Source organism: Cupriavidus sp. U2, from assembly GCF_009663685.2.
GTDB lineage: Bacteria > Pseudomonadota > Gammaproteobacteria > Burkholderiales > Burkholderiaceae > Cupriavidus > Cupriavidus necator_C.
Map to the genome: position 1 here is coordinate 122327 of NZ_RCOG02000026.1, position 25308 is coordinate 147634.

A 25308-nucleotide genomic window follows, 5' to 3' on the forward strand; every position below is an offset into this window, starting at 1 on the left:
ATCGCACCAAGGCAGGGTAAACGCGCACTGTGGTGGACGGAACCGCGTCTCTATAATTCCGGTCGTACGACGACATATCACAAGCCGGTCCAGACGCATTCCCGCATCGAGGTCCACCGGCTGTGAGGAGACCCAGATGAACGCAACACCCGCTTCCAGCGCGGCCGCCGCATCCGGCGCCCGCCGCACCAACGTCCGCTACTGGATTCTTGCCCTGATCTTTATCGTGACCACGATCAATTACGCCGATCGTGCCACGCTGTCCATCACCGGCCCGGCCATGCGCGAGGAGTTCGGCTTCTCGGCGGTGCAGATGGGCTATATCTTCTCGGCCTTCAGCTGGGCCTATGTGATGGCGCAGATCCCGGGCGGCTGGCTGCTCGACCGTTTCGGCGCGCGCCGCATCTATGCCTTCAGCATTTTCCTGTGGTCGTTCTTCACGCTGCTGCAAGGCTGGATTGGCGTTTTCGCTACGATCGGCCAGGCCATCAGCGTGCTGTTCGCGCTGCGCTTTGCCGTGGGACTGGCGGAATCACCGGCTTTCCCGGCCAACGCCAAGGTGGTGGCCAGTTGGTTCCCGACCGCCGAGCGCGGTACCGCATCGGCCATCTTCAACGCCGCGCAGTATTTTGCGGCCGTGGTGTTCACGCCGCTGATGGCGTGGATCGTTCATAGCTGGGGCTGGCACCATGTGTACCTGTGGATGGGCATCATGGGCATGCTGCTGGCGCTGGTCTGGCTCAAGGTCATGCGCAGCCCGGCCACGCACACCGGCGTCAACCAGGCCGAACTCGACCATATCGCGCAGGGCGGCGGCCTGATCCACATGGGCGAAGGCGAAGAAGCCAAGAAGGGCGGCCGCGCGGCCAATCCGGCCGGCTGGTTCTACGCCAGGCAGCTGCTGACCAACCGCATGCTGGCCGGCGTCTACCTGGGCCAGTACTGCATCAACGTGCTGACGTACTTCTTCCTGACGTGGTTCCCGGTGTACCTGGTGCAGGCGCGCGGCATGTCGATCCTGAAGGCCGGTTTCGTGGCCTCGCTGCCGGCCATCTGCGGTTTTCTGGGCGGCGTGCTGGGCGGCGTGATCTCCGACACGCTGCTGCGCCGCGGCCATTCGCTGACGCTGGCCCGCAAGGTACCCATCGTGGCCGGCATGCTGCTGTCGGTGTCGATGATCGCGTGCAACTACGTCGATGCCGAATGGCTGGTCGTGGCCATCATGGCGCTGGCGTTCTTCGGCAAGGGCATTGGCGCGCTGGGCTGGGCCGTGGTGGCCGATACGGCGCCCAAGGAAGTGATCGGCCTGGCCGGCAGCATTTTCAACACGTTTGGCAATATCGCGGGCATCGTGACGCCGATTGTGATCGGCTATATCCTGAGCGCCACGGGCTCGTTCAACGGCGCGCTGGTCTTTGTGGGCATCAACGCCCTGGTGACCGTGCTGAGCTACCTGGTGATCGTCAAGGACATTCGCCGTGTCGAACTGAAGCACCCCCAATAAAGAAGGAATCCCCACCATGTCGGACCTGTCGGTACAGAACGCCCAGGCCGCGGAGCAACGTCCGCCGCTGTACATCCGCATCCACGCCAATGACAACGTGGCCATCGTCGCCAATGACGGCGGCCTGCCTGCCGGCACGGTGTTCCCGTGCGGCCTGACCCTGGTGGAACGCGTGCCGCAGGGCCACAAGGTGGCGCTGACGGACCTGAAAAAGGGCGACGCGGTCACGCGCTACAACGTGACCATCGGCTACGCGCTGCAGGACCTGCCGCGCGGCAGCTGGGTCAACGAGCGCGTGATCGAAATGCCCGTGGCTCCGGGGCTGACCGACCTGCCGATCGGCACGCGCCTGCCCGAGCCGCTGCCGCCGCTGGAAGGGTACACGTTCGAAGGCTTCCGCAATCCGGACGGCTCGGTGGGCACCCGCAACATCCTGGCCATCACCCAGACCGTGCAGTGCGTGGCTGGCGTGGTCGATCACGCGGTCAAGCGCATCAAGGCCGAACTGCTGCCGAAATATCCGAACGTTGACGACGTGATCGGGCTGGAGCACACGTACGGCTGCGGCGTGGCCATCGATGCGCCCGATGCCGTGGTGCCGATCCGCACGCTGCGCAATATCGCGCTGAACCCGAATTTTGGCGGAACTGCCATGATGGTGAGCCTGGGCTGCGAGAAGCTGCAACCTGAGCGCCTGATGCCACCGGGCACGATTCCGATCCAGACCGGCGCCGGCGAAGTGCAGGTGGGTGTTGTCTGCCTGCAGGACGACAAGCATGTGGGCTTCGGCTCGATGATCGATTCGATCGTGCAGATGGCCATTCCGCACCTCGAGGCGCTCAATGCGCGCAAGCGCGAGACGGTACCTGTTTCCGAGCTGGTGGTAGGCGTGCAGTGCGGCGGCAGCGATGCGTTCTCGGGCGTCACCGCCAACCCGGCCGTCGGCTTTGCCACCGACCTGCTGGTGCGTGCCGGCGCCACGGTGATGTTCTCGGAAGTGACCGAAGTGCGCGACGGCATCGACCAGCTGACCTCGCGCGCCGCCACGCCCGAAGTGGCCGAGGCGATGATTCGCGAGATGGACTGGTATGACAAATACCTGGACCGTGGCCGCGTGGACCGCAGCGCCAACACCACGCCCGGCAACAAGAAGGGCGGCCTGTCGAACATCGTCGAGAAGGCCATGGGGTCGATCGTGAAATCGGGCAGCGCGCCGATCTCGGGCGTGGTGTCGCCCGGCGACAAGGTTCGCACCAAGGGCCTGATCTACGCCGCCACGCCGGCCAGCGACTTTATCTGCGGCACGCTGCAACTGGCGGCCGGCATGAACCTGCACGTGTTCACCACGGGCCGGGGCACGCCTTACGGCCTGGCCGAGGTGCCGGTCATCAAGGTGGCTACCCGCAGCGATCTGGCGCGCCGCTGGCACGACCTGATGGATGTCAACGCCGGCCGCATCGCCACGGGCGAAGCCACCATCGAGGATGTGGGCTGGGAGCTGTTCCGCCTGATGATCGACGTGGCCAGCGGCCGCAAGAAGACCTGGGCCGAGCACCATGGCCTGCACAATTCGCTGGCACTGTTCAACCCGGCGCCGGTGACCTGAGCGGAAGTGCGGAGGAGGGCGCTTTCTGCCGTGATCCCCGTTATCCGATCACGGCAGGGCCGCCTTCCCCGGCAGTAGCGGAGCGATGGTCCGCTACTGCATGCATTTTTCCTGATAAACCTTCTGCAGTTGCCGGCGGGTGCGGTCGCGCTCGACCGTCGAGATTTCATTGCCCTGGCTGTTTTCGACCGGCGCGTTCGAGGGCCGGTAGCTGCGGCGCGGGGTTTCGCCGATCTGCAAGGCCAGCTGGTCGCATTGCTCTTCGAGCGTGGGCGCATGCGACGGTGTGGGCTGGAAGCGGATCGAGCCTTGGCGGACCGCATCGGAAATGGCGTCGTTGATGGCGGCGTCGCCCGGGGACGGCTGCGGTGTCTGGGCATGCCCATGGAAAACGGGCGTCAGACCGGCGAACACGATGACGAACGACGCGGCGAACAATGCGAGTCGGTTTGCATGACGGCGCAGCAGCATGGATATCTCCGTGGCGTACTGGCACGCCCGCCGCAGGGCGGCGGGTGGCGGGTCGCAACCACCCTGGAGGGTGGATCAGCCGATGGTAGCGCCGATCCCGCGCCCGCGTCCATCGGCCCAAGGTGCTATGCGCGGGCGACGTGCGGCGCGGATCAGGCGGGCGCGCGCAGGGCCAGGTTCAGCTGATCGACCGCCTCGGCCCAGTCGGCATCCTCGATGATCTCGTCGCGCAGCAGCGCGGCCTGTGCCGGTGTCCAGAAGGGGGCGTCCCAGAGATCCACATCTTGCGGCACCGGCGAATGCCTGGCGATAAAGGCGCGGATGCTGGCCTCGTCCGACGGCAGGCCAAGCTGTGCGAAGAGGTCGGAGAACGGGTGGAAGGGGGTGTCCATGGCGATGTCTCCCGGCAACTGGCGGCCGGCGTGGCCAGCCGGAGGTTCCAGCTTAGGTCAGGATTGGCGCTGCGCGAGATCGCGCCGTCCCGATTCGGCTGGCCATTCAGCCGCCAATGATCTGCTTGGAAAACGTGGCGCGCTCCATTTCCACGACGTTCACCGTGACTTGCACGGTCTGCCCTGGCGCGCCGGGCCGCACCATTTCCGAAATCGCATTCACCACCAGTTCGCCAAGCTGCTTGCGCACGCCCTGGTCGCGGCCGTCCAGGATCTGCAGCGTGGCATGGACGAAGGCGCGGTCGGCCGGCTCCGTGCCCTGGCGGAACGTGGACAGCGTGACGCAACGCGACTTGATATCGGGTTCCTGGAACTGGCCGCTCGACAGCAGCGCGGCATTCGCTTCGTCCAGCAGTTCCTCATAGGAGCAGGTCAGGCGCGTGTTTTCGGTGATTTCGACAATCAGATGGGGCATGGAAACGGTTCCGTGGGACGAAGGCAGGGAATCCGCATCGTACGGCAATCCCGGCTGTCATGTCGACGCTTCACGCGCTAAGCTTGCCGACATGGACCAATTCTCTCTGGAACTCTTCTGGCGGCTGCTGGGCGGGCTTGCCGCGGGCGCCATCATCGGCCTGGACCGCAACCTGCACGGCAAGGCGGCCGGCATGCGAACGCTGGGGCTGGTGGCGCTGGGGGCGGCCACGGCCGTGTGCGTGGTGACGCTCAACGGACACCCTGCCGATGCCATGTCGCGTGTGCTGCAGGGCTTGCTGACCGGGGTGGGCTTCCTGGGGGTAGGCGTGATTGCGCGGCACGGCGTGCATGACCGGCCGCAGGGGCTGACCACGGCGGCGGGTATCTGGCTGGCGGCCATCCTGGGCGCGGCGTCGGGCGCCGGCTATTACGCGATCGTGGTGATGGCGCTCGTGCTGGGCATGCTGCTGCTGCGGCTGGGCGGCAAGTTCGAGAACAGCCTGCATGCCCGCTTCGACGGCAGGCTGACCAAAAAGCTACCCCCGGAATACCGCGACGGCGACGACGATGGGGCCGACACGCCGCCGCGCTGAGCGCGAAGCGGCGTGTCCGGCAGGCTCCCGGCTCAGGCGCTCACGCCCAGTGCCGCCTCGATGCCCCGGATGTGCTGCTGCAGCAGCGGCCGGACCTTTTCCAGTAGATGGGCGGGCGGCACCAGCGCGTTGGGGCCGCTGCAGCTCAACGTCATCGGCGGCAGCGACGACCCCGGCCGGAACGCCAGCGCAATCGAGTTGATATCGGGCAGCCATTCCCCGAACGACGTCGTGCAGCCCAGCCGGCGCTGTTCGTCGCGGCAGTTCGACAGGATGCCTTCGGCCTGCGCGGCGCTGACCTTGTCGTCGGCGCGGAATGCGCTCAGCGCCTGGCGCTGCTCGGCGGGCGGCAGGGCCAGCAGGTACGCGCGTCCCGCCGCAGTGGTCAGGCCCGAAACGCGACTGCCGACCGGCACCCGCAGCGTCAGGTAGCTTTCCGACTGGCAGTTTTCATAGATCAGCATGCGGCCGCGGTCGCGCACGATCAGCGACGCCACGCCTTGCGACAGTTCGGCCAGTTCGCGCATGAAGGGCTTGGCCACCGACAGCACGTCGGCGCCTTGCTGACCGGCGGGCGCCAGCGCCAGCGCGGAACTGCCCAGGCGGTAACGCACGGGGTCGGACAGCGCCTGCAGGTAGCCGAGTTCGGTCAGCGTGTGGGTCAGCCGCGAGATCGTCGATTTCGGCAGGCCGCAGCGTTGTGCCAGTTCGGCATTGCCGAGTTCCGCGTCGAACCCGCGAAAGCACGCTAGTACGTCGAGCCCGCGCGCCAGTGCCGTCACGAAGTGGCGGTCTTCCTTGCGGTTGTCCTTGCGTGCGGGGGTGGTGTCGGACGGCATGTCGATGGCGTGGTCGCGGTCGCCAAGGTCGGCGGCGTCCGGCCGTTCGGTCAGGGTGTCTTCCATGAGGCTGCTCACACGTTGCCGGCCGCCAGCTGCTCGCGCAGGCGGGCCTTGAGGATCTTGCCCGACGGTGCGGCAGGCAGTTGCTGCACCGTGCGGATTTCAGCGGGAATCTTGTAGGGCGACAGGCGCTCGCGCAGGAAGGCCCGCAAGGCGGCTTCGTCCAGCGCCATGCCACTGCGTACCTCGACAAACGCAATCACTTCCTCGTTGCCTTCGACGGCGCGGCCCACCACGGCCGACTGCAGCACGGCCGGGAAGGCATTGAGCGACTGCTCCACTTCCTCCGGGTACACGTTGAAGCCCGAATGGATGATGATTTCCTTCGAGCGGCCGACGATCGACACGGCGCCGTCGGCATCGATGCGCGCGAGGTCGCCGGTATGCAGCCAGCCATCGCTGTCGATGGTCTGCGCGGTCAGGTCGGGCCTGCGGTAGTAGCCCTTCATCACATTGGGCCCGCGCACCAGCAGTTCGCCACTGCCGTCGGGCAGCGGGTTGCCCAGGCGGATTTCCACGTCGGGCACGGCCGGGCCCACGGAGCAGTCATTGCGTGGCTGTTCCACCCGGGTCTGGCAGACCGTGGGAGATGTCTCGGTCATGCCGTAGCCATTGTTCAGCACGATACCGAACGCGTCTTCAAAGGCGGCCTTCAGCGATGCCGTCAGCGGTGCGCCGCCCGACTGCGCGATGCGCAGCGACGGCGTGCGCAGCGATTGGTTGTTGGCGCGGCCCCATTCGATGATCTTGGCGTACATGGCCGGCACCCCGTGCAGCACCGTCAGCTGATCGTCGATCAGCGTACGCACCAGCTTGTCGGGCCGGAAACGCGGTTCGTAGAACACCGTCGCACCGTTCGATACCGGGCCCACCAGCAGCACGGACAGGCCGTACACGTGCGAGATCGGCAGCACGCCGTAGATGCGGTCGCCGGGCTTCACGCGCGACTGCATGCGGTTGGAATGGCCGATGAACATCAGGTTGGCGTGCGTCAGCATCACGGCCTTCGACGCGCCGGTGGTGCCTGTCGTGTAGATCATCGCCGCCACCTGCTGGCGCGGGTCGGCTTCGACGGGTTCGGGCTCGACGCCGTCGTCGATGGCGCTGACCAGCAGCTTGCCCACGTGCGGCCATTCGGCCCACTGCGCGCCACGCGCCAGGCCGTGCTCGCGCGCCTCGGGGAAATCGTTGTCGAGATACAGCGTCACGCGCGCGCCGGCGTGCTCGACGATATTGGCGATCTCGCGCTGCGACAGCCGCGCATTGACCGGCACCGACCAGGCGTCGATGGCGCTCAGCGCCAGCAGCAGCACCGCGCAGCCCACGCTGTTCTCGGTCACCAGCACCACGCGGTCGCCGCCGCGCACACCGAGTTCGGACAGCGTCGTGGCCGTTTCACGAACCGCCACGTCGAGTTCGGCGTAGCGCAAGGCCCGGTGTGCATCCATGATCGCGATCCGCTCGGGCGTGCTAGCCACCCAGGGCGCCATGGTCTGGTGCAAGCGGGCGAACGCGGGTTCGAACGGGGGCGGCGTATCGGGGGTGTTTGCGGCGGATGGCGCCTGAGCGGGTGCGGACCCGGAATGGGTCGCGGGTGCAGCGGTACTGCGCATGATGTCTCCGGGTAAGGCTCCGGCGTTGACCTCTGGGATCGCCGGTATTCGATGTGGGTCATCGTCCCATCGTTTTTCAACGAGTGCAACCGCACGGTGGAATAGTGGTTCTGCATAGCGGAATCAGACGCGAATCTCTGTGCGAATATCGGAGCGCCACGCTTGCCGTTCGTCTCCCGGATTTGTCGTGTTTGCGACATGTCTGCCAATGTCTTGTGCCAGTAACAGGACTTGTCGTACGTCTTCAAAGACAATGGAGATGAGAACGCTTATCATGTGCGTTCCATTTTTCGGACTAGTACAAACATGAAGCAGGGCGTTCCGATGGGCTATCGCATGGCGATTGCCTCGCGCGCAGTGGCCGCCATCCTCGGTGGCTACGCCGTTGCCGCCTTGGCGACGGGATGCCTGGCGCTGGTGCTTGCCGACTGGGCGGGCATGGCGCGCGTCGAGGCGGTCATCACGTCCACGCTGCTGTCGTTCCTGTGGTTTGCGCTGGCGGTGATCTGGGTGTTTGCCGCCGATACGGCCCGGCGTGCCTGGATCGGCCTGGCCGTGCCCGCCGCAGTGCTGGCCGCGGGCTGGCTCGCCTTGCGGAGCGCGTGATGGCCGGGCTCAGGAAAGGCCAGGGCCTGCGGCAGTCGATGGCGTGGCTGCATACGTGGTCGGGCCTGCTGGTGTGCTGGGTGCTGTTCCTGGTGTTCTGCGGCGGCACCGCCAGCTATGTCAAGGACGAGATCACCGTCTGGATGAAGCCGGAGTTCCACGCTTCGCTGAACCAGAACGTGCCGGCCGCCGATGCCGTCGGGCGCGCCGTCGCCTTCCTGCAGCGCGAGGCACCGGACGCAGAACGCTGGTTCATCACACTCCCTGACGAGCGCAATCCCGCCATCTCGATGTTCTGGCTGCGTCCGGCCAAGCCCGAGGACGCCGGCAAGCCCAATCGTGCGCGGCTGGAAACGCGTACGCTCGACGCCGTATCCGGCGAACCGATCCCCGGCGCCCGCCAGACGCGCGGCGGTGAATTCCTGTACCGGCTCCATTTCGACCTGCACTACATGCCCGCGATCTGGGCCCGCTGGATCATCGGCTTCTGCACCATGTTCATGCTGGTGGCCATCATCAGCGGCGTGATCACGCACCGGCGCATCTTCGCGGATTTCTTCACGTTCCGCGCCCGCAAGGGACAGCGTTCCTGGCTTGACGCCCACAACGCGGTGGCCGTGCTGGCGCTGCCGTTCCATCTGATGATCACCTACACGGGCCTGGTGACGCTGCTGTTCATGTACATGCCCTGGGGCATCCAGGCCGTGTACAGGGGCGACGAGCAGGCCTTCAACGCCGAGCTGGCCGCCCGCGCGCCCCGTGTGAAGCCAACCACCGAAACCGCGCCGCTGGCGGCGATCGGGCCGATGCTCGCGCAGGCGACGGCGCACTGGCAGGGTGCCGCGCCGCGCCGCATCACGGTGGAGGCGCCCAACAAGGCCAATGCCACGGTAGCCGTGGCACGCGAGCAAGGCCGGCAGTTCGGCACGACGACGCCCACCGTGGTCTTCACGGGCGCCACCGGTGAACGGAAGGCAACGCTGGGCGATGAGATGGCGCCGGCGGCCACCACGCGTTCGGCCATGATCGGTCTGCACGTGGCGCACTTTGCGCCGCCGCTGCTGCGCGCGCTGTTCTTCGCGTCCGGTCTCGCCGGCTGCCTGATGGTGGCCACCGGCGCGTTGCTATGGGCGGTCAAGACGCGGCAGAGCCATGCCAAACGGATTGCCGCCACGGGCCGTACGCCGTTCGGCCTGCGGCTGGTCGAGGCGCTGAACCTTGGCGTGATTGCGGGCCTGCCGATCGCGATCGGTGCGTACTTCTGGGCCAATCGTTTGCTTCCCGTCGATCTGGCGCAACGCCAGGCCGCCGAAATCCAGACATTCTTCGGCGCCTGGGCCGTGGCGGCGCTGCTGGCGCAATGGCGCCCCACGCGCGCCATGTGGCGCGTGCAGCTGTGGGTGGCCGCGACGCTGTTTGCCGGCGTGCCCGTGCTGAATGCACTGACCACATCGACCCATCTCGGCGTGACGCTGTTCCACGGGCCCGGCGTGGTCGCTGGCTTCGATCTGACTGCGATGGCGCTGGGCATCGGCCTGGGTGCGGCGGCCTGGGTGCTTGGCAAGCAAGGCGCCGCCCCGCGCAAGGCGGCTGCCCCGCGCGCGGTAGCTGGCGTGGGCGAGATGTCGCGGGAGGTGTCGCAATGAGCGTGGCATGGATGCCGGTCGGGCCGGCCTGCGTCGCGGGCCTGGGCTTCGCGATCGGCGGATTCATGTGGCTGGCGCAGGCCATGGATCGCCATCACGCGGACATGTTCGGACGCGGCAGCACGCCGGCACCGGCCCGGGCCATGCGGCTGCGCTGGCAGGGCTCGTTCGCGCTGGTGCTGGCCCTGGCCGCGTGCGTGCTGGCCGAAGGCTGGGCCTTCGGCGTCGTCTACTGGGCCGGACTGTTGACGCTTGGCGCGCTGGCCGTGGTCGGTGCGTTTGCCTGGGCGCCGCATGCCACGCCGCGGCTGGCGCGCGCGTCCATCGCGGTGGGCATGGCGGCGACCATGGCGTCGCCGTGGCTCATGCCGTCATAAGGCGCCGACGCATCACAACCAATTCCAACGAGCATCGCCGACAGAGCGATGCCGCCATTCACGGACACGGGTCATGCCTGTTGGCCGCGTCGGGAACGCGGTGCAGGCGTCATCGGTTTATTTTTGGGAGTGTCATCTTGTCTTTTGCCGTACCTCACGCCGTTGCACATGCCGCACGCGCTGCCCGCTCTTCTCGTTCATCCCGTAGTGCCCGACTCAGTATTCTGGCCGCCTCGCTGGCTGCCGCGGGCGCGCTGCCGTCCCTGGCCTTCGCGCAGGAAGCCGCGCCGCCGCCCACGCAGCAGACGCTGCCGACGGTGACGGTCAAGGCCGAGTCGTCGCCAGACCAGTTGCCCGCGCCGTACGCCGGCGGGCAGGTGGCACGCGGCGGCCGTATCGGCATCCTGGGCAACCAGGATTTCATGGATGTGCCGTTCAGCGTCACGTCGTACACGGCCGGGCAGATCCAGAACCAGCAGGCACACACGGTGGGCCAGGTGCTGGCCGACGATCCGGCCGTCCGCGTCAGCTCGGGCTTCGGCAATTTCTCCGAGACCTTCGTCGTGCGCGGCTTCACGCTGAGTTCGGATGACCTTGGCTACAACGGCCTGTACGGCATTGCACCGCGCCAACTGGCATCGACCGAGGGGCTGGAGCGCGTGGAAGTGTTCCGCGGCGCCAACGCCTTCCTGACCGGCGTGTCGGCCGCCGGCACCGCCGTGGGCGGCGCGATCAACCTGGTGCCGAAGTACGCCACGGCCGCGCCGATCACGCAGGGCACGCTTGACTACACCAGCGACGGCCAGGCCGGCGGCCACATCGACGTGGGCCGCCGTTTCGGCGAAAAGAAGGAATTCGGGGTACGCGTGAACGCCATGGCGCGCGGCGGCGACACGGCCATCGACAACGAAAGCCGCCAGCAGCGCCTGTTCACGCTGGGCCTGGACTACCAGGGCGACAACCTGCGCGTGAACGCCGATTTCGGCTATCAGAAGCAGCGCATCTACCAGGGCCGCAGCACGGTCAACCTGACTGGCACGGCGCTGCCACCGGTGCCGTCGGCCAGCACGAACTTCGCGCAGCCTTGGACCAATTCTTCGCTCGAAGATATCTACGGCACGATCCGCGCCGAGTACGACCTCACGAAGGACTGGACGGCCTATGCCGCCTTCGGCGGACACCATACCAACGAATTCGGCAGCTATAGCGGCGCGAGCGTCGGCAACAACGGCGTGGGCACGGCAACGCGCCTGACCGTGCCGTTCGAGCAGGACACGTTCTCCGGCGAAGTCGGCGTGCGCGGACGCTTCGTGACCGGGCCGGTCAAGCATACGGTCAACCTGAGCTGGTCGGGGCTGGAGCAGAAGCGGGCCACGGCGTTCGAATTCTCGGGCGCGTTTGCGACCAACCTCTATAACGCGCCGGTTGTTCCGTATCCGGCCGCCCCGGCCACCGGCAATATGTCCGATCCGTACGTGACGCAGCGGACCAATCTCAATGGCGTGTCGGTGTCCGATACGCTGGGCTTCCTCAACGACGGCGTGCTGCTGACCGCCGGCGTGCGCCAGCAGGTGATCAATGTGCGCGGCTACGCCACCGCGACCGGTGCCCAGACGTCGACCTATAGCGATTCGGCCACGTCGCCGATGTTCGGTCTGGTGGTCAAGCCGCTCCAGAACGTATCGGTCTATTACAACTACATCGAAGGCCTGGCGCAGGGTCCGACAGCAGGCAATACCGCCGTCAACCGCGGCGAGGTCTTCGCGCCGGTCAAGTCGAAGCAGCACGAGGCGGGGGTGAAGTACGACGCGGGCGCGTTCGGCACGACACTGGCGTTCTTCCAGATCGAACAGCCGCAGGGCACCACCATGCAGGGCAACGTGTTCGGCCTGCAGGACCTGCGCAATCGCGGCGTGGAATTGAGCGTGTTTGGCGAACCCGTGCGCGGCGTGCGCCTGCTGGGCGGCGTGTCGTATATCGATTCGCAGTACCAGGACACCGGCAACCCGCTGACGGAAGGCAAGAAGGGCGTAGGCGTCCCGAACTACACGATGACGCTGAGCGGCGAGTACGACCTGCCGTTCCTGGCGGGGGCCACCGTGTCGGGCCGCTATATCCAGACCGGCCGCCAGTACGCGAACAACACGAACACGATCGCGCTGCCGTCCTGGAACCGCTTCGACCTGGGCGCGCGTTACACCTTCAAGGCTTCGCAAATGCGCTACACGCTGCGCGCCGCCGTCGAGAACGTGGCGAACAAGGATTACTGGGCTGGCGTGTCGACATCGGCCAGCACGCTGTACATCGGCAATCCGCGTACGTTCAAGGTGTCGATGACGGTCGACTACTGAGTCGCAGCCGCGGCCATGCCGTGACTCTCCGCGCGCAGCCAGTCGCGCGGAGACTGGCCCACCCTGGCCAGGAAGACACGTGACAGGGCCGACGGATTGGCATAGCCCAGTTCGTCGGCCAGCAGCTTCAGTGGCGCGCCGTCGCGCAGCCGTGCCTGGGCCAGGCTGATGCGCCAGTCCGTCAGATAGTCGGCCGGGGTCTGGCCGACGATGTCGCGGAAGGCTGCCGCGAAGGCGCTGCGCGACATGCCCGCGCAGGCCGCCATCTTTTCCAGATTCCAGTGGGCGCCAGGGGCCTCGTGCATGGCGACCAGCACCCGCGCCAGGCGCGGATCGGACAGCCCCGTGATCAGCCCCGGCTGGACCCCGACCTGCTGGGGATGATCGAGCATCCAGCGCAAGAGCTGGATCACCACCACTTCGAATAGCCGATCCGCCAGTAATCGCTGGCCACATCGCACGCGTTCGGTTTCCGCGAACAGCAGCGACAGTGCCGGGGCCAGCCCTGGCACGTCAGCCAGCGGCAGCACGATCAGCGGTGGCAGCGCGCGTGCCAGCGGATTGCGGGCACCGCCTGCAAATTCCAGCGTGGCACACGAGAACTGTGACCCTTCGGCCGGTGGATTGTGGAAGGTGTGGATCGCGGGACGCGGATAAAACAGCAGCGAGGGCTCGTGAACCTCGAGCCGCCGGGGCAGACCCCGGCTCTGATGCGTCACCGTCATGCTGCCTTCGCGCATGACGTGCAGAAAGCCGCGATGGGACTCGTCGAAACGCGACACACCGCATAGCGGGCCGGTATGGAACAGGTGCGCCTGGATGCGGAACCGCTCAAGCAGCGCGGACAGGCGATCGACGGTAAGCGGTGCAGCGGTGGCAGTCACGGCGGGATGAATTGATACGTTTCTGGGACGGTTGGTATCCCATCGTACGCCTTGCGACACCATAGTGGAACCCATGGACGGCGACGTCCTGACTTCGATCACTTTCCAGATCACTTCGACAGGAGATTCCATCATGACCGCACGTATTTCCGTACCCGAACCCAAGGCCGCGCCGGCCGGCAGCCAGGCCGCGCTGGCCCAGATCCAGTCGGCTTTTGGCGGTGTGCCCCAGATGTTCCGCGCCGTGTCCAATTCGCCGGCCGCGCTGCAGTCGATGTGGGCCGCGTTTGGCGCGCTCGGCGCTGGCGTGATCCCGGCCAAGCTGGGCGAGCAGATTGCCGTGGCCGTGGCGGACCGCAATCGCTGCGACTATTGCCTGGCCGCGCATACGGCGCTGGGCCGCAAGGCTGGCGCGTCGGCCGAAGAGATGGCGGCCGCCCAGGCCGGCCAATCGAATGACCCGAAGACGGCGGCGGCGCTGGCGTTTGCGCTGAAACTCGTCGAGGCGCGCGGTCAGGTATCCGGTGCCGACGTGGCCGCGCTGCGCGAAGTGGGCTTCAACGACGGGGAAATCGTCGAGATCGTCGCCCATGTTGCGCTGAATCTGTTCACCAACTACATCAACGTGGCATTTGCCGTGCCCGTGGATTTCCCGGCGGTCAAGCTGACCGCCCGCTGATCTGCGCGTCGCACGCGCATGAAAAAGGCCGCCAACGCTGGCGGCCTTCTTGTTATTGCATCACGGCGTGATGCTTGCGGCGGATGCTGAGACCCGGCGCGGATCAGGCATGAATGACGGCAGGTTCCAGATGCTTGCCCGTCAGGCTGGCCACAGCCACGGCCATCGCCAGTTCGCGGGCTTCTGCCGCGGCCGGTGCCGGCATGAAACGCTCGGGTTCGTCGCGTGCCAGGCGCTGCAGGTGACGCAGCTTGGCTTTCAGGCCGGGCTCCACGCGCGAATCGGGCGTCACGGTGGACGGGCAGGCCACACCGAGGATGTCCAGCGCCTGACGGAAGTTGTCCACCGTCAGACCTTCAGCCGGATTCACCTGTACCAGGCGCGCGCGTTGAGCCTCGGTGAACGACGATGCCGGTGCGCTCGACAGGATGACCCAGGCGCCCGGGGCCGGGCGTTGGCTGAACCAGGCGTCGATTTCGGCGCCATGGCCACCTGCCACGCGGGGCGTCATGCCTTCCACCTGCAGATCAAGCTGCTGGAAGATGGCCGCCGGGGTGCCCCGGCGCCAAGCGTCGGAAACCACCACACGGGCGCCGGCGATACCGAAAAGGCGGCGCAGGAAGCCCAGCGCGATGGGATCGAAAAACCTGACGTCACGCAGGGTCCCCGTGTTTGGCGTACCGCCCAGGCGGGCTGCGGAGCGGTCCGAATACAGGACGCCGGGTACGTCCAGCATGATCAGGCGTTCAGTCATGATTTCTCGCGGTCAATCAGTGATGGGATGAATCAAGCGTATCCGGCTTTTGCGCGGGAAAGGCGACACAAAGTGTGCGTAAGTGCAACAGTTGTGTAACTTTTACGCGTGACTCGTTAATGCCGGTTACTGCGTAGGTCGAAGTGTTTCTCGCGGACACACCTGCCGCGCCAGGCCTCGTTTTCCGGCCGGCTCCGCGTTGCGGATATCGCCGTAATGCACGCCTCAACGGGTGGTAGGCGACGGTGGTTGACAGGAATTTGAAAGGAAATGTTCGTCGCGTTGACACACAGCACGCGCAACCGGAATGCCGTCCGGTGTGGGGCGGAAATTTGCGGGGGCGGGCGTGGTGCCCGTTGGGCGTCCGGTTCTATTCCTTGCGCAGTAAACGCATTTCGAAATGCTCGAACGCGTACTGGCAGGTGATGCTGCAGAACAGCTCGGCCTGGCCGACCGGCTTCTCGCAGGCATGGCAGGTGCCGCACGGCCTGAGCCTGGGGGCCCAGTCGCGTCCAGCCGCCTCGAAATCCTCCTGGAACGCTGCATCGTCATCCACTGCCTTGCGTAGCATGTGTGTTCTCCGCTCTTTGTCCGCCTCAGCGATGATCCCTGTCTCGACCGGCCGCCGGAGGGCGACGGTGCTATCGCCATGCTAGCGGCGCAATGCGTGCCGTCGAATCGGATCTTCTTTAATTACGGCGGGGCGGAACGAAGCTGAAGCGGGGCCAGTGCGTCGGGGTGCCCGCTTCCGGTTGCGGCGTCGAACGTGCGGGGGGAGGTAGCCCGTCAGAACTGGAAGCGCGCGACGTCGGTCTCCAATGCGGCCGCCTGATGGTCAAGCCGCGACGCCTGGTCGCTGACCACGTCGACGAGCTTGGCGTTGTCGGCGCTGGTCTGCTCCAGGCGGGACAATGCATCGCCTACGGTGCGAATGCCGCTGGCCTGTTCGTCGGCCAGCATGCGCAGTTCGGCGGCCAGGGTGTGGCTATGCTGCACTGCGGCGTCGATGCCTGACATGGCAGATTCCACGCGGCCGCTCAGGCTGGCGCCCCGGGCCATCTCGTTGGCGGCGTCGCCAATAATGCCGCCAATCTCGCGGGCTGCGGTGGCGCTGCGCTGCGCCAGGGCCCGCACTTCCTGCGCCACCACGGCAAAGCCGCGGCCCGCCTCGCCGGCCCGGGCGGCTTCCACGGCGGCGTTGAGCGCGAGGATATTGGTCTGGAAGGCGATGCTCTCGATGACGGAGACAATCTCAGAGATATTGCGCGACTGTGCATGCACGTTGGCCATCGCGCCACTCATGTCGCGCACGGCGGCCATGCCCGTGCCCGTGGCTTCGCGCGCCCGGCTGGCCATTTCACTCGATTCCTGTGCCTGCGCGTGGGCCTGCTGAACCAGCGCGGTAAGCCGGGCGACATTTGCCGTGGCCTCGCCCAGCGCGGCGGTCTGCAGCCCGGTGCGGGTCGCCAACGCCTGGTTGCCGCGCGCAATGCCGTCGCTGGCGGCCGATATCTCGTGCGCGCATTGCTGGATGCGCGCCAGCACGCCTGCCAGCTGGTCGCGCATGCCCGCCAGGTTGAACAGGAGGCTGCCGCCATCACGCTCGCGCAAGGCAATGCGGGCGGTGAGATCGCCGCCGGCAATGCGCGTGGCGATGGCCGCCGCGTCACGCGGCTCGCCGCCAAGTTCACGCGTCAGGCTGCGCGCGGCGATCCATGCCAGCAGTCCGGCCGCGCCCAGGCTGGCCACCAGCAGCACGCTCATCCACGTTTGCGCGGTCACCTGGGCCGATGCCACGCCGGCAACAGTATCGGCGGCCTGCTGTGCCAGCGTCGTACGCGTAGATTCCATCAGGGTGCCAAGTTTTCGTAGCTGTTCTCCTAGAAAGTGGCCGTCAATCGAAACCGATGCGTCGAATTGCAGCGAATCGAGCGGCTGCTTGCGGATCAATTCGACGTACTTCGTCACCAGTTCGCCGGCCGCGGCACGCTCGGCGAGTAGGGCGCGGGCCTGCGCCGGGGCGGCCACGCGAACGTCGTCGACCGCCGCGTCGAGCTGTTTCGAGGCCTGGGTGATGTCATTCGCGGCGGTGTCGCGTTCGGCGGAACTGGTAGCCAGTGTCAGCGCAAGCTGTGCGCGGCCCAGCATGGCCAGCGATGCCTGCGCGCGTTCGGCGGCGATGGCGCCGCGCATGTCGCGCTGGTACAGCCTGTCGGTATCGCGCTTGAGGTCGATCAGGTTGACGATGCCGGTGAGCCCGACAATCGCGCCGAACGCGTAGATCAGGGCAAACGCTGCGGACAGACGCACGACCAGCGGCAACCCCGCCAGTCCTTGCCATGCGGATTGGCCGCGCCGTCCCTGCAATCCCAGCTTGATGGCTTGCAACACTACGAACTCCTTCGGGGCGACGCCCCGCCATACCATGACCCTTGCGCCGCAGCAGTTCGGCCTCTCGGCGAGGCATGTCGTCAGCGACGCGTCGCGGGGCCGGGTCTTGTTGCGGTGCGGCGTGATCGTCGGGCAAGCATGTGACGACTGGGTGACAAACGGCATGCGGCGCGTTTGTCATACGGCGGACATATGACTGTCAGGCAATGGCGCGGGCTGCATACGTGCCTGTATGCCGCGTCTGACCGCGCGGCCGGCGGCATTCAGTCGGAAGATCGCCACGGGCGGCCCATGTTCTTTCCCTCGATGACGATGGCTGTCGGCGCTGTGCGCGTGGGCGTCGATGCGATGGCCGCGTGGCGGCTTGGCAGCCAGCACGTGGGTGCGGCAGCGGCCGTGGCCAAGCGCAGGGCTAAGGCGGTGGCGCAGGGCGTGGCGCGTATCGACATTGCTGACCTCGCCGCCCGCGGAGAGCTGGACTGCCAGTGCGCTAGTAGTCGGCGAGCGCGCCGTTGCCAACCAGTCCGAGCCGACGGTGTGCCGTCAGTTCGGCCCGCGCGGCGCTGTCCAGGATGTCGAGGCGATACCCCTGTGCGTATACCACCGTGATCGTCACGCCGTTCTCGGCGCGAAGGTCGAGCGTGCGGCGCATGCGCGAGACCAGGCCGGCAAGCGCGCGCGACGAATGCGGCAGCGTGTGTCCCCAGATGGTGTTTTCGATGCGCTGCGTGGCCAGGATGCGGCCGGCATTGGCGAACATCAGCATGGCCAGGTCGAATTCCTTTGGTGTCATTGGAATCCGCTGTCCATGGAGCGTGGCGAAGCGCCCGGGGTTGTTGAGCTCATAGGGGCCGGCACGCAGCGGCATGCTGGCATTGAGCCGGGTGCCGGCCATGCGCCGGCGCAACGCGGCGATGCGGGCCAGCAGCACGCGGGCATTGAGCGGCCGGACGATGTAATCGTCGGCGCCCGCGTCCAGGGCTTCCACCATGTCGTCGTCGTCGCTGTCGCCCGAGAACATCACGATGGGCACGTCGCGATTGCGCACCGCGCGCACGGCACGGATGACGTCGATGGCGGAGATATCGGGCAGGTCGCGGTCGATCAGCAGCATGTCATAGCTGTCATGACCCAGGCCGTGGATCAGGTCGCGGCCTGCCTGGAAGACGTTGCATTGGAATCCCGCGATGGAGAGCAGCTCCTGCATGGGATGGAGAGGCGAGTTGCGGCTGGCCAGCAGCGCAATATTGGATTGGGCATTCATACGACACTATCGGACACTATCGGACGGGCGAAACGCATTGAATCGGGCAAACACGATGCAGCGTATCGGCCCGGCAGAGGTCCAACAATCGGCGTTTCTTTAAATGGGGGAGATCCGCTTGCATGCCGACGGCTTGTTGCAGACAGCCATCGTTATCCACAGATTTTGTGGATAACCGGGGCGGGGACGGGCGGTGGGGTGCGGCGGAGCGGGTAACGGATCGGTGTGATTAAAATTTGAGCAGACAGGGCGAAGGCATCCGTCTGGCGGGACGGGGCCGAGCTGGGCCGCGGGACCCGCCGCCCGCGATATCGGCTGCGCCAAAGTGATCCGCTATGCCAGAATACGGCTCATCGAATCCGGGCCGTTCGTGGTGCCAGTGCCTATGCTCAGTCCCAGCGTCATTGCCGCCGTTGTCCTCGCGTTCCATATCGTCGGCGTCCTCGCGGCGCTGCATGCCGTGATGACCGTGCGCACGGCGCCGGGCGCCATCGCGTGGGCGGGCTCGCTGGTGATGATGCCGTACTTCACGATCATCCCGTACCTGATCTTCGGGCGCAGCCGTTTCGCCGGTTATGTCAATGCGCGCCGGTTCAACAACGACCGCCTGCGCGAGATCCGGCACGGCATGACGGCCAAGGATCGCGAGGCGCTGGCCGCCAGCGTGGTGCTGCAGCCCGAGCAGGCCTGCATGCGGGCGCTGCCCAGCCTGACCGGTGTGCCATGCCTGATGAATAACGATGTGCGGCTGCTCATCAACGGCGACGCCACCTTCGATGCCATCTTCGCCGCCATCGACGCGGCCACCGAGCAGGTGCTGGTGCAGTTCTTCATCGTGCATGACGACGAACTCGGACGCGCGCTGCAAAAGCGCCTCTGCGACCGGGCGCGTGCCGGCGTAAGGGTCTATTTCCTCTACGACAGCATCGGTTGCCATGCGCTGGGGCGTGGCTACGTGCGCGTGCTGCAGGAGGCCGGCGTGGAGGCGCGACCGTTTTCCACGCATCCCGGCTTTGTCAATCGCTTCCAGCTCAATTTTCGCAATCATCGCAAGCTTGTGGTCGTCGATGGCGCGCAGGCGTTCGTGGGCGGGCACAACGTCGGCAACGAGTACCTGGGCCGTCGGCCGCCGCTGGCGCCGTGGCGCGATACGCATATCGCCATCCGGGGCGCGGCGGTGCTAGACCTGCAGATGGCCTTTGCGGAGGACTGGTACTGGGCAGCGCGGGAAGTGCCGTATCTGATGACGCCGCCGTCGGGCCACGTGGGCGACATGGTGTGTCAGGTCGTGCCGTCGGGGCCGGCCGACGCGCAGGAAACCTGTTCGCTGTTCTTTGTGGAGGCCATCCAGTCGGCCACGCGCCGGCTGTGGATGACATCGCCATACTTCGTGCCCGACGAAGCCGTGTTTGCAATGCTGCGGCTGGCCGTGCTGCGTGGCGTGGATGTGCGCATCCTGATCCCCTCGCGGCCCGATCACAAGGTGGTCTACGGGGCGTCCACCATCTACGCGTACCAGGCGATTCGCGCGGGCGTGAAGATCTATCGCTACCAGCCCGGCTTCCTGCACCAGAAGGTGATCCTGATCGACGACGAGGCGGCCGCCGTGGGCACCGCCAACCTGGACAACCGGTCTTTCCGCCTGAATTTCGAGTTGATGGTGATGACCGCCCACCCCGAATTCGCCGCGGACGTGGCGCGCATGCTCGAAGCCGATTTTGCCCAGGCGCGCCAGATTGGCCCCAGCGACTTCCTGGGCTCGCCCGCGATCCTGCGCGTGGCCATGCATGTGGCCAAGCTGTTCGCGCCGATACTTTGACGATTTCCAACTGCCGTGCCCTCCATATTCGCTCCGGATGACGTGTCAGGCACTGGCAGGATTTGTGTACACTGTCTACTATGAAACGAAATGGGGTGGACGCCGTCCACATGGGGATGACATGAACCGTGCCGTTGCTGCAACGCCGCCCACGCGCACGACCTATCGGCACGGCGACCTGCGCCGCGCGCTGCTGGAGGCCGGTATCGACCTGGCCCGCGATGGCGGGCCGGACGCCATCGTGCTGCGCGAAGCCACGCGGCGCGCGGGTGTGGTGCCCAACGCCGCGTATCGCCATTTCGCCAGCCGGCAGGATTTGCTGCAGGCGGTGCGCGCGTGGGCCCTGTCGAACCTGGCGATGGCCATGGAGGCCGAGATGGCGGCGATTCCTGCCGATGCGTCGCCGGCCGAGCGCGCGCGAGGCAGTCTGCGGGCGGTCGGCATGGGATATCTGCAGTTTGCGCTGGCGGAGACCGGCCTGTTCCGCACGGCGTTTTCGGTGCCGGACGATGTGGAAGACGATACCGACCCGGCCAAGGCCGGCAACAGCGGACTGAATCCGTTCGAGCTGCTGGGCGCCGCACTGGATCGCTGGGTGGAAGCGGGCCTGCTGGCACCGGACCGCCGGCCCGGCGCCGAATACATCGCGTGGTCGGCGGTCCATGGCCTGGCCGTCCTGCTGATCGACGGCCCGCTGCGCAGCCGGGCCAGGGAGCAGGCGGCGGTGATCGGGCAGCGGTTACTGGAAATGGTGGATCGAGGGCTCCAGGCCGGCGGTTGAGACGCGGCGCGGCGGCGCAGCGGCCCCCGACGCATTGCCTTACCGGCCCTGGCGGGAGCGCGGCGCGCCGATGTCCGTCAGGTGCTGCCGCCACGCGGAAAACACCGCATCCAGGCAACTGGCCGTGTCGCAGGCGTCGCGCTGACGCCGGAAGGCGTCGATGTCCGCCTGCGAGATCACGCCGGCCTTGAGTAGCCGCTGCTGGTCGGCATGGATGCGCTGGTAGCCCATCGAGAACAGTGCGGTCTCGCAGATGATCTGGCTGGCGCGCGTGGCCGGCGCCTCGCAGGCGATATCGCTGGCATGGGCCGCGCAGGCCACGCCGGCAGCGATGGCCGCAGCCCCGCCGCGAAGGTAATGGATGACACTCGACATGGGGCCGGATTCTACCCGGCCTCAAGCCGGCGCCATCCCGCAACGCCGCCGATCAGCTTGCCGCTTGCGGCCTGGCCACTCCGCGGCGCGCCTTGACCGCCTGGCTCAGCGTTTCCAGCACCGCGACCGAATCGTCCCAGCCGATGCACGCATCCGTGATGCTCTGGCCATAGGTCAGGTTGCACGGCTGGTGTTCGCCCGGCGTGAATTTCTGCGCGCCCGGCAGCAGGTGGCTTTCCACCATGACGCCGAAGATCGAGCCGCTGCCGGCGCTGATCTGCCGCGCCAGGTCGGCCGCCACGTCGATCTGCTTCTGGTGCTGCTTGCTGCTGTTGGCGTGGCTGCAATCGACCATCAGCGTATTGCGCAGCCCGGCCGCTTCCAGTTCGCGGCACGCGGTGGCCACCGCATCGGCATCGTAGTTGGGCACCTTGCCGCCGCGCAGGATGACGTGGCAGTCCGGGTTGCCCTTGGTATGGACCGTGGCTACCTGGCCGTTCTTGTGCACCCCCAGGAAGTGATGCGGACGCGATGCGGCCTGGATGGCGTCGATGGCGATCTTGATGTTGCCGTCGGTGCCGTTCTTGAAGCCGATGGGCGCGGAAATGCCCGAGGCCAGTTCCCGATGCACCTGGCTCTCGGTGGTGCGCGCGCCAATCGCGCCCCAGCAGATCAGGTCGCCGATATATTGGGGCGAAATCACGTCCAGGAATTCACCGGCGGCCGGCAGGCCCAGCCGGTCGATGTCCAGCAGCAGGCTGCGCGCAATGCGCAGCCCTTCGTCGATGCGATAGCTCTCGTCCAGGTACGGGTCGTTGATCAGCCCCTTCCAGCCCACCGTGGTGCGGGGTTTCTCGAAATACACCCGCATCACGATTTCCAGCGCGTCGGCATAGTGCTCGCGCTGGGCCATCAGCCGCCGCGCATATTCCAGGGCTGCCTGCGGGTCGTGGATCGAGCAGGGGCCCATGATGACCAGCAGCCGGTCGTCCTGGCCGTGCAGGATGCGCGAGATGCGCTGGCGCGTCTGGGTGACCAGCGATTCCACCGGCGTGCCGCGGATCGGGAAGAAGCGGATCAGGTGCTCGGGCGGGGGCAGGGGGATGATGTCGTCCACATGCGCGTCATCGGTCACGCTCGTACGGTCCGGCGGCGGCGCCTGCCAGCCCTCGGCAACGGTCGGCGGCGATTTATGTGGGTCTTGCATGGCGAACTCCTGCGAATCTGGGGAAAAGGACACCTGCGGAAAGCCTGCCGCAAACATGGGGCCACCCGCCGCGGATGTCGATGGAAAGCGATTCTAAGGCAGGCCGGCGGCCACGTCGCCGGGCATGGGCTGGAAACCGCTGCCGGCAGAGGCGCCGTCACCGGGGCGCCAGGCATGCCCCGCATCGCTACGCTTATAATTCGCCGGCTTTCCGCCCTCGCCACCGCATCGATTCCATGTCCGCTGTCACTTCCGTCGAACCCGTCCGCCTTGCCGGTGCCATTGTCGTGGGCGGTGGCCCGGCCGGCCTGATGGCAGCCGAGATGCTGGCCGCGCAGGGTTTGCCGGTCGATGTCTACGACGCCATGCCGTCGGTCGGGCGCAAGTTCCTGATGGCGGGCAAGGGCGGCATGAACATCACGCATTCCGAGCCGGCCGATGCCTTCCTGGGCCGCTACGGCGTGCGTGCCGACCGCATCGGGCCGTTGCTCGACGCGTTCGATGCCACCCGGCTGCGCGCCTGGGTGCATGCGCTGGGCATCGACACCTTCGTGGGCAGTTCCGGCCGGGTATTTCCCACCGACATGAAGGCCGCCCCGCTGCTGCGCGCGTGGCTCCATCGCCTGCGCGAAGGCGGCATGCGGCTGCATGTGCGGCATCGCTGGGTTGGTTTCGGGCAGCCCGTCGATGGCTGGCACGTGCTGCGTTTCGCTACCCGCCAGGGCGAGGCGCAGGTCGAGGTGGAAGTGGCGGCCCGCGCCGTGGTGCTGGCGCTGGGCGGCGGCAGCTGGGCGCGGCTTGGGTCCGATGGCGCGTGGCTGCCGATGCTGGCAGCCCGCGGTGTCGATGTGGCGCCGTTGCGGCCCGCCAACTGCGGCTTCGACGTCGAATGGAGCGACGTGTTCCGCACCGGGCACGCCGGCGAGCCCGTCAAGTCGGTGGCCATCGGCGTGACCGCGCGCGACGGCACGGTACTGTATCGGCAAGGCGAGTTCGTGATCAGCGAGACCGGCATCGAGGGCAGCCTGGTCTACGCGCTGTCCGCGCCGATCCGCGACTTGATCGACGCCCAAGGAAGCGTCACCATCACGCTGGACCTGGCGCCTGGGCGGTCTGCCGGGGATGTTGCCGCCGAAGTCGCACGGCCGCGAGGATCGCGCTCGGTGTCCAGTCATCTGCAGAGCCGGCTGGGCATTACCGGCGTCAAGGCGCGGCTGCTGCGCGAGGCGCTGACCCGGGAAGCGATGCACGACCCCGTGGCGCTGGCCGCAGCCATCAAGGCGCTACCGTTGCGGCTGGTGCGCACACGACCCATCGACGAAGTCATCAGCACGGCGGGCGGTGTCCGGTTCGAGGCGATGGACGCCCACCTGATGCTCAACGCGATGCCGGGCGTGTTCTGTGCGGGCGAGATGCTCGACTGGGAAGCGCCGACCGGCGGCTACCTGCTGACGGCCTGCTTTGCCAGCGGGCGGGTGGCCGGGGCGGGCGCCGCGGCGTATCTGGCCGGCTGACGCCGTCAGCCCATCGGCCCGCCAACCGACCTGCCGATCCGCCTGGCCAGCCACGGCCCGATCAGCACGACCGAGAACAGCCGCAGCGTCTGGGTGGCCACCACGAAGTTCATGTCCGCGTTGGTCCCGAGCGCGATGGCCACGATCGATTCCACGCCGCCCGGCGAGGTGGCCAGGTAGGCCGTCAGGAAGCTGACCTTGTGACTGGCCGAGATCAGCCAGGCCGAGGCCGCGCACAGCGCAATCATGGCCACGATGGCAGCCAGCATGGTCGGCAGCGACGCCACCAGCGGCCGCAGCAGGTCGCGCCGGAACTGCAGGCCGATGGTCCAGCCCAGCACCGCGAAGCCGCAGCCGAGCAGCGGGGTGGGCACCACCACCGGAGCCGGCACTACCGTCACCCACACGGCGCCCAGCGCCAGCGGCACCAGGAACGCCCCGGCCAGGATGCGAAAGCGCACGCCAATCCAGCAGCCCACCATCGCAATACCGATGGCGACCGGCGTGCCGACCGGCGAGACATGGCGGAATGCCTGCACGGCAGTCGCCGATGCCGAGGCCGTCGCCATCTGTGCATCGACGATGGCATGGGCCACCAGCGGCCCGGTGACGACCACCAGCACCACGCGCAGGTACTGCATCAGCGACACCAGGATGCCGTCGCCGCCGTTCTCGGTGGCCAGTGCGCCCATGATCGACGCCGCGCCGGGCAGGCTGCCCCACGCGCCCGTGGTGCCAGGCAACTGCGAATAGCGGACCAGCAACCAGCCCACGGCCGCGGCGCTGCCGATGGTCAGGGCCACGCCCAGCACCACCAGCCCGTCGGAGGCCGCTTCGAGCAGTTCCGCCAGATGCAGCGTGCTGGCAATGGCCGTCCCCGTCAGGGCCTGCGCGAACGCCGTCAACGCGGGGCGGATGCGCAGCCGGACATCCATGAAACCGGCGACCATGGCGCACGCCATCGCGGCAACCAGCACGCTGGCAGTCGATATCACGGGTTGCAGCAGATAGCCCAATACGAGCGTACCGGCCATGAGCGCGGACCAGTGCAGCGCGCGGCTTGTGTGTGCCATGTCCTGTGCGGTGTTGCGCGAAGGGTGAC

The 25308-nt window shown here is 67.0% G+C and carries 24 protein-coding genes; 11 read left to right on the top strand and 13 right to left on the bottom strand.

All coding sequences use genetic code 11. The annotated features are described in order from the left end of the window. The first annotated feature begins 136 nt into the window (after window positions 1-136). On the top strand, window positions 137-1504 hold the full coding sequence (locus tag D9X30_RS19110; protein ID WP_153947966.1) for an MFS transporter: 1368 nt from the start codon (window positions 137-139) through the stop codon (window positions 1502-1504). Between the two features lie 16 nt (window positions 1505-1520). Further along, window positions 1521-3110 (top strand): galactarate dehydratase, encoded by a 1590-nt coding sequence (gene garD / locus D9X30_RS19115; protein ID WP_153947965.1) that lies wholly within the window; start codon window positions 1521-1523, stop codon window positions 3108-3110. A 93-nt stretch (window positions 3111-3203) separates the two neighbouring features. Here garD and D9X30_RS19120 read toward each other — a convergent pair whose 3' ends face one another. From D9X30_RS19120 to D9X30_RS19130, 3 genes are all read right to left on the bottom strand, one after another. Then, the gene (locus D9X30_RS19120) at window positions 3204-3581 is read right to left on the bottom strand and encodes a hypothetical protein (protein WP_153947964.1); all 378 of its coding nucleotides are present in this window, start codon (window positions 3579-3581) and stop codon (window positions 3204-3206) included. Window positions 3582-3733: 152 nt separating this feature from the next. Further along, entirely contained in the window at window positions 3734-3973 is a 240-nt protein-coding gene (locus tag D9X30_RS19125) for a DUF2789 domain-containing protein (protein ID WP_153947963.1), read from the bottom strand. A 106-nt stretch (window positions 3974-4079) separates the two neighbouring features. After that, entirely contained in the window at window positions 4080-4448 is a 369-nt protein-coding gene (locus tag D9X30_RS19130) for a 5-carboxymethyl-2-hydroxymuconate Delta-isomerase (RefSeq protein ID WP_153947962.1), read from the bottom strand. Between the two features lie 91 nt (window positions 4449-4539). On the opposite strand from D9X30_RS19130, the gene D9X30_RS19135 reads away from it, so the two are divergent. Then, window positions 4540-5043, top strand: coding sequence for an MgtC/SapB family protein (locus D9X30_RS19135; RefSeq protein WP_153947961.1), 504 nt, complete (start codon window positions 4540-4542; stop codon window positions 5041-5043). Window positions 5044-5075: 32 nt separating this feature from the next. Here the strand turns inward: D9X30_RS19135 and D9X30_RS19140 are convergent, their stop codons facing one another. After that, window positions 5076-5948 (bottom strand): IclR family transcriptional regulator, encoded by an 873-nt coding sequence (locus D9X30_RS19140; protein WP_228770917.1) that lies wholly within the window; start codon window positions 5946-5948, stop codon window positions 5076-5078. Between the two features lie 8 nt (window positions 5949-5956). Continuing rightward, complete coding sequence (locus D9X30_RS19145) at window positions 5957-7558, bottom strand: class I adenylate-forming enzyme family protein (protein WP_228770916.1); 1602 nt, start codon at window positions 7556-7558, stop codon at window positions 5957-5959. A gap of 306 nt (window positions 7559-7864) precedes the next feature. On the opposite strand from D9X30_RS19145, the gene D9X30_RS19150 reads away from it, so the two are divergent. The 4 genes from D9X30_RS19150 to D9X30_RS19165 all read left to right on the top strand — a co-directional run bounded on the left by D9X30_RS19150 (window position 7865) and on the right by D9X30_RS19165 (window position 12538). Beyond that, a complete protein-coding gene (locus D9X30_RS19150; RefSeq protein WP_153947960.1) occupies window positions 7865-8164 on the top strand; it encodes a DUF3649 domain-containing protein in 300 nt (99 codons plus the stop codon). Further along, a complete protein-coding gene (locus tag D9X30_RS19155) occupies window positions 8164-9810 on the top strand; it encodes a PepSY-associated TM helix domain-containing protein (protein WP_153947959.1) in 1647 nt (548 codons plus the stop codon). The genes D9X30_RS19150 and D9X30_RS19155 overlap by 1 nt, the downstream gene beginning before the upstream one ends. After that, window positions 9807-10187: a DUF3325 domain-containing protein gene (locus tag D9X30_RS19160; protein WP_228770915.1), complete on the top strand. Its 381-nt coding sequence runs from the start codon at window positions 9807-9809 to the stop codon at window positions 10185-10187. The genes D9X30_RS19155 and D9X30_RS19160 overlap by 4 nt, the downstream gene beginning before the upstream one ends. A gap of 137 nt (window positions 10188-10324) precedes the next feature. Further along, window positions 10325-12538 (top strand): TonB-dependent receptor, encoded by a 2214-nt coding sequence (locus D9X30_RS19165; RefSeq protein ID WP_194946516.1) that lies wholly within the window; start codon window positions 10325-10327, stop codon window positions 12536-12538. On the opposite strand, the gene D9X30_RS19170 is transcribed toward D9X30_RS19165, so the two are convergent. Beyond that, window positions 12532-13557: an AraC family transcriptional regulator gene (locus tag D9X30_RS19170; protein ID WP_228770914.1), complete on the bottom strand. Its 1026-nt coding sequence runs from the start codon at window positions 13555-13557 to the stop codon at window positions 12532-12534. The genes D9X30_RS19165 and D9X30_RS19170 overlap by 7 nt on opposite strands. On the opposite strand from D9X30_RS19170, the gene D9X30_RS19175 reads away from it, so the two are divergent. After that, entirely contained in the window at window positions 13556-14101 is a 546-nt protein-coding gene (locus D9X30_RS19175) for a carboxymuconolactone decarboxylase family protein (protein WP_153947957.1), read from the top strand. The two genes, D9X30_RS19170 and D9X30_RS19175, sit on opposite strands and share 2 nt — an antisense overlap. Before the next feature lie 103 nt (window positions 14102-14204). Here D9X30_RS19175 and D9X30_RS19180 read toward each other — a convergent pair whose 3' ends face one another. The 4 genes from D9X30_RS19180 to D9X30_RS19195 all read right to left on the bottom strand — a co-directional run bounded on the left by D9X30_RS19180 (window position 14205) and on the right by D9X30_RS19195 (window position 18510). Continuing rightward, complete coding sequence (locus D9X30_RS19180; RefSeq protein ID WP_153947956.1) at window positions 14205-14855, bottom strand: HAD domain-containing protein; 651 nt, start codon at window positions 14853-14855, stop codon at window positions 14205-14207. A gap of 370 nt (window positions 14856-15225) precedes the next feature. After that, complete coding sequence (locus D9X30_RS19185; protein WP_153947955.1) at window positions 15226-15426, bottom strand: hypothetical protein; 201 nt, start codon at window positions 15424-15426, stop codon at window positions 15226-15228. A gap of 215 nt (window positions 15427-15641) precedes the next feature. After that, window positions 15642-17246 (bottom strand): methyl-accepting chemotaxis protein, encoded by a 1605-nt coding sequence (locus D9X30_RS19190; protein WP_249641012.1) that lies wholly within the window; start codon window positions 17244-17246, stop codon window positions 15642-15644. Window positions 17247-17736: 490 nt separating this feature from the next. Further along, window positions 17737-18510, bottom strand: coding sequence for a response regulator transcription factor (locus tag D9X30_RS19195; RefSeq protein ID WP_153947953.1), 774 nt, complete (start codon window positions 18508-18510; stop codon window positions 17737-17739). 385 nt (window positions 18511-18895) lie between these two features. On the opposite strand from D9X30_RS19195, the gene cls reads away from it, so the two are divergent. Beyond that, window positions 18896-20329 carry a cardiolipin synthase gene (gene cls / locus D9X30_RS19200; protein WP_153947952.1) on the top strand — a complete coding sequence of 478 codons (1434 nt, stop codon included), beginning with the start codon at window positions 18896-18898 and terminating at the stop codon, window positions 20327-20329. 121 nt (window positions 20330-20450) lie between these two features. Beyond that, window positions 20451-21110, top strand: a complete 660-nt coding sequence (locus D9X30_RS19205) for a TetR/AcrR family transcriptional regulator (RefSeq protein ID WP_153947951.1) — start codon at window positions 20451-20453, stop codon at window positions 21108-21110. A 39-nt stretch (window positions 21111-21149) separates the two neighbouring features. Here the strand turns inward: D9X30_RS19205 and D9X30_RS19210 are convergent, their stop codons facing one another. After that, the gene (locus tag D9X30_RS19210) at window positions 21150-21485 is read right to left on the bottom strand and encodes a hypothetical protein (RefSeq protein ID WP_228770913.1); all 336 of its coding nucleotides are present in this window, start codon (window positions 21483-21485) and stop codon (window positions 21150-21152) included. Window positions 21486-21537: 52 nt separating this feature from the next. Continuing rightward, on the bottom strand, window positions 21538-22692 hold the full coding sequence (locus D9X30_RS19215) for a 3-deoxy-7-phosphoheptulonate synthase (RefSeq protein ID WP_153947950.1): 1155 nt from the start codon (window positions 22690-22692) through the stop codon (window positions 21538-21540). Window positions 22693-22928: 236 nt separating this feature from the next. Here D9X30_RS19215 and D9X30_RS19220 point away from each other — a divergent pair, with 236 nt between their 5' ends. After that, window positions 22929-24206 carry a TIGR03862 family flavoprotein gene (locus D9X30_RS19220; protein ID WP_153947949.1) on the top strand — a complete coding sequence of 426 codons (1278 nt, stop codon included), beginning with the start codon at window positions 22929-22931 and terminating at the stop codon, window positions 24204-24206. A gap of 5 nt (window positions 24207-24211) precedes the next feature. On the opposite strand, the gene D9X30_RS19225 is transcribed toward D9X30_RS19220, so the two are convergent. After that, entirely contained in the window at window positions 24212-25279 is a 1068-nt protein-coding gene (locus tag D9X30_RS19225) for an AbrB family transcriptional regulator (RefSeq protein WP_153947948.1), read from the bottom strand. Window positions 25280-25308: the final 29 nt, after the last annotated feature.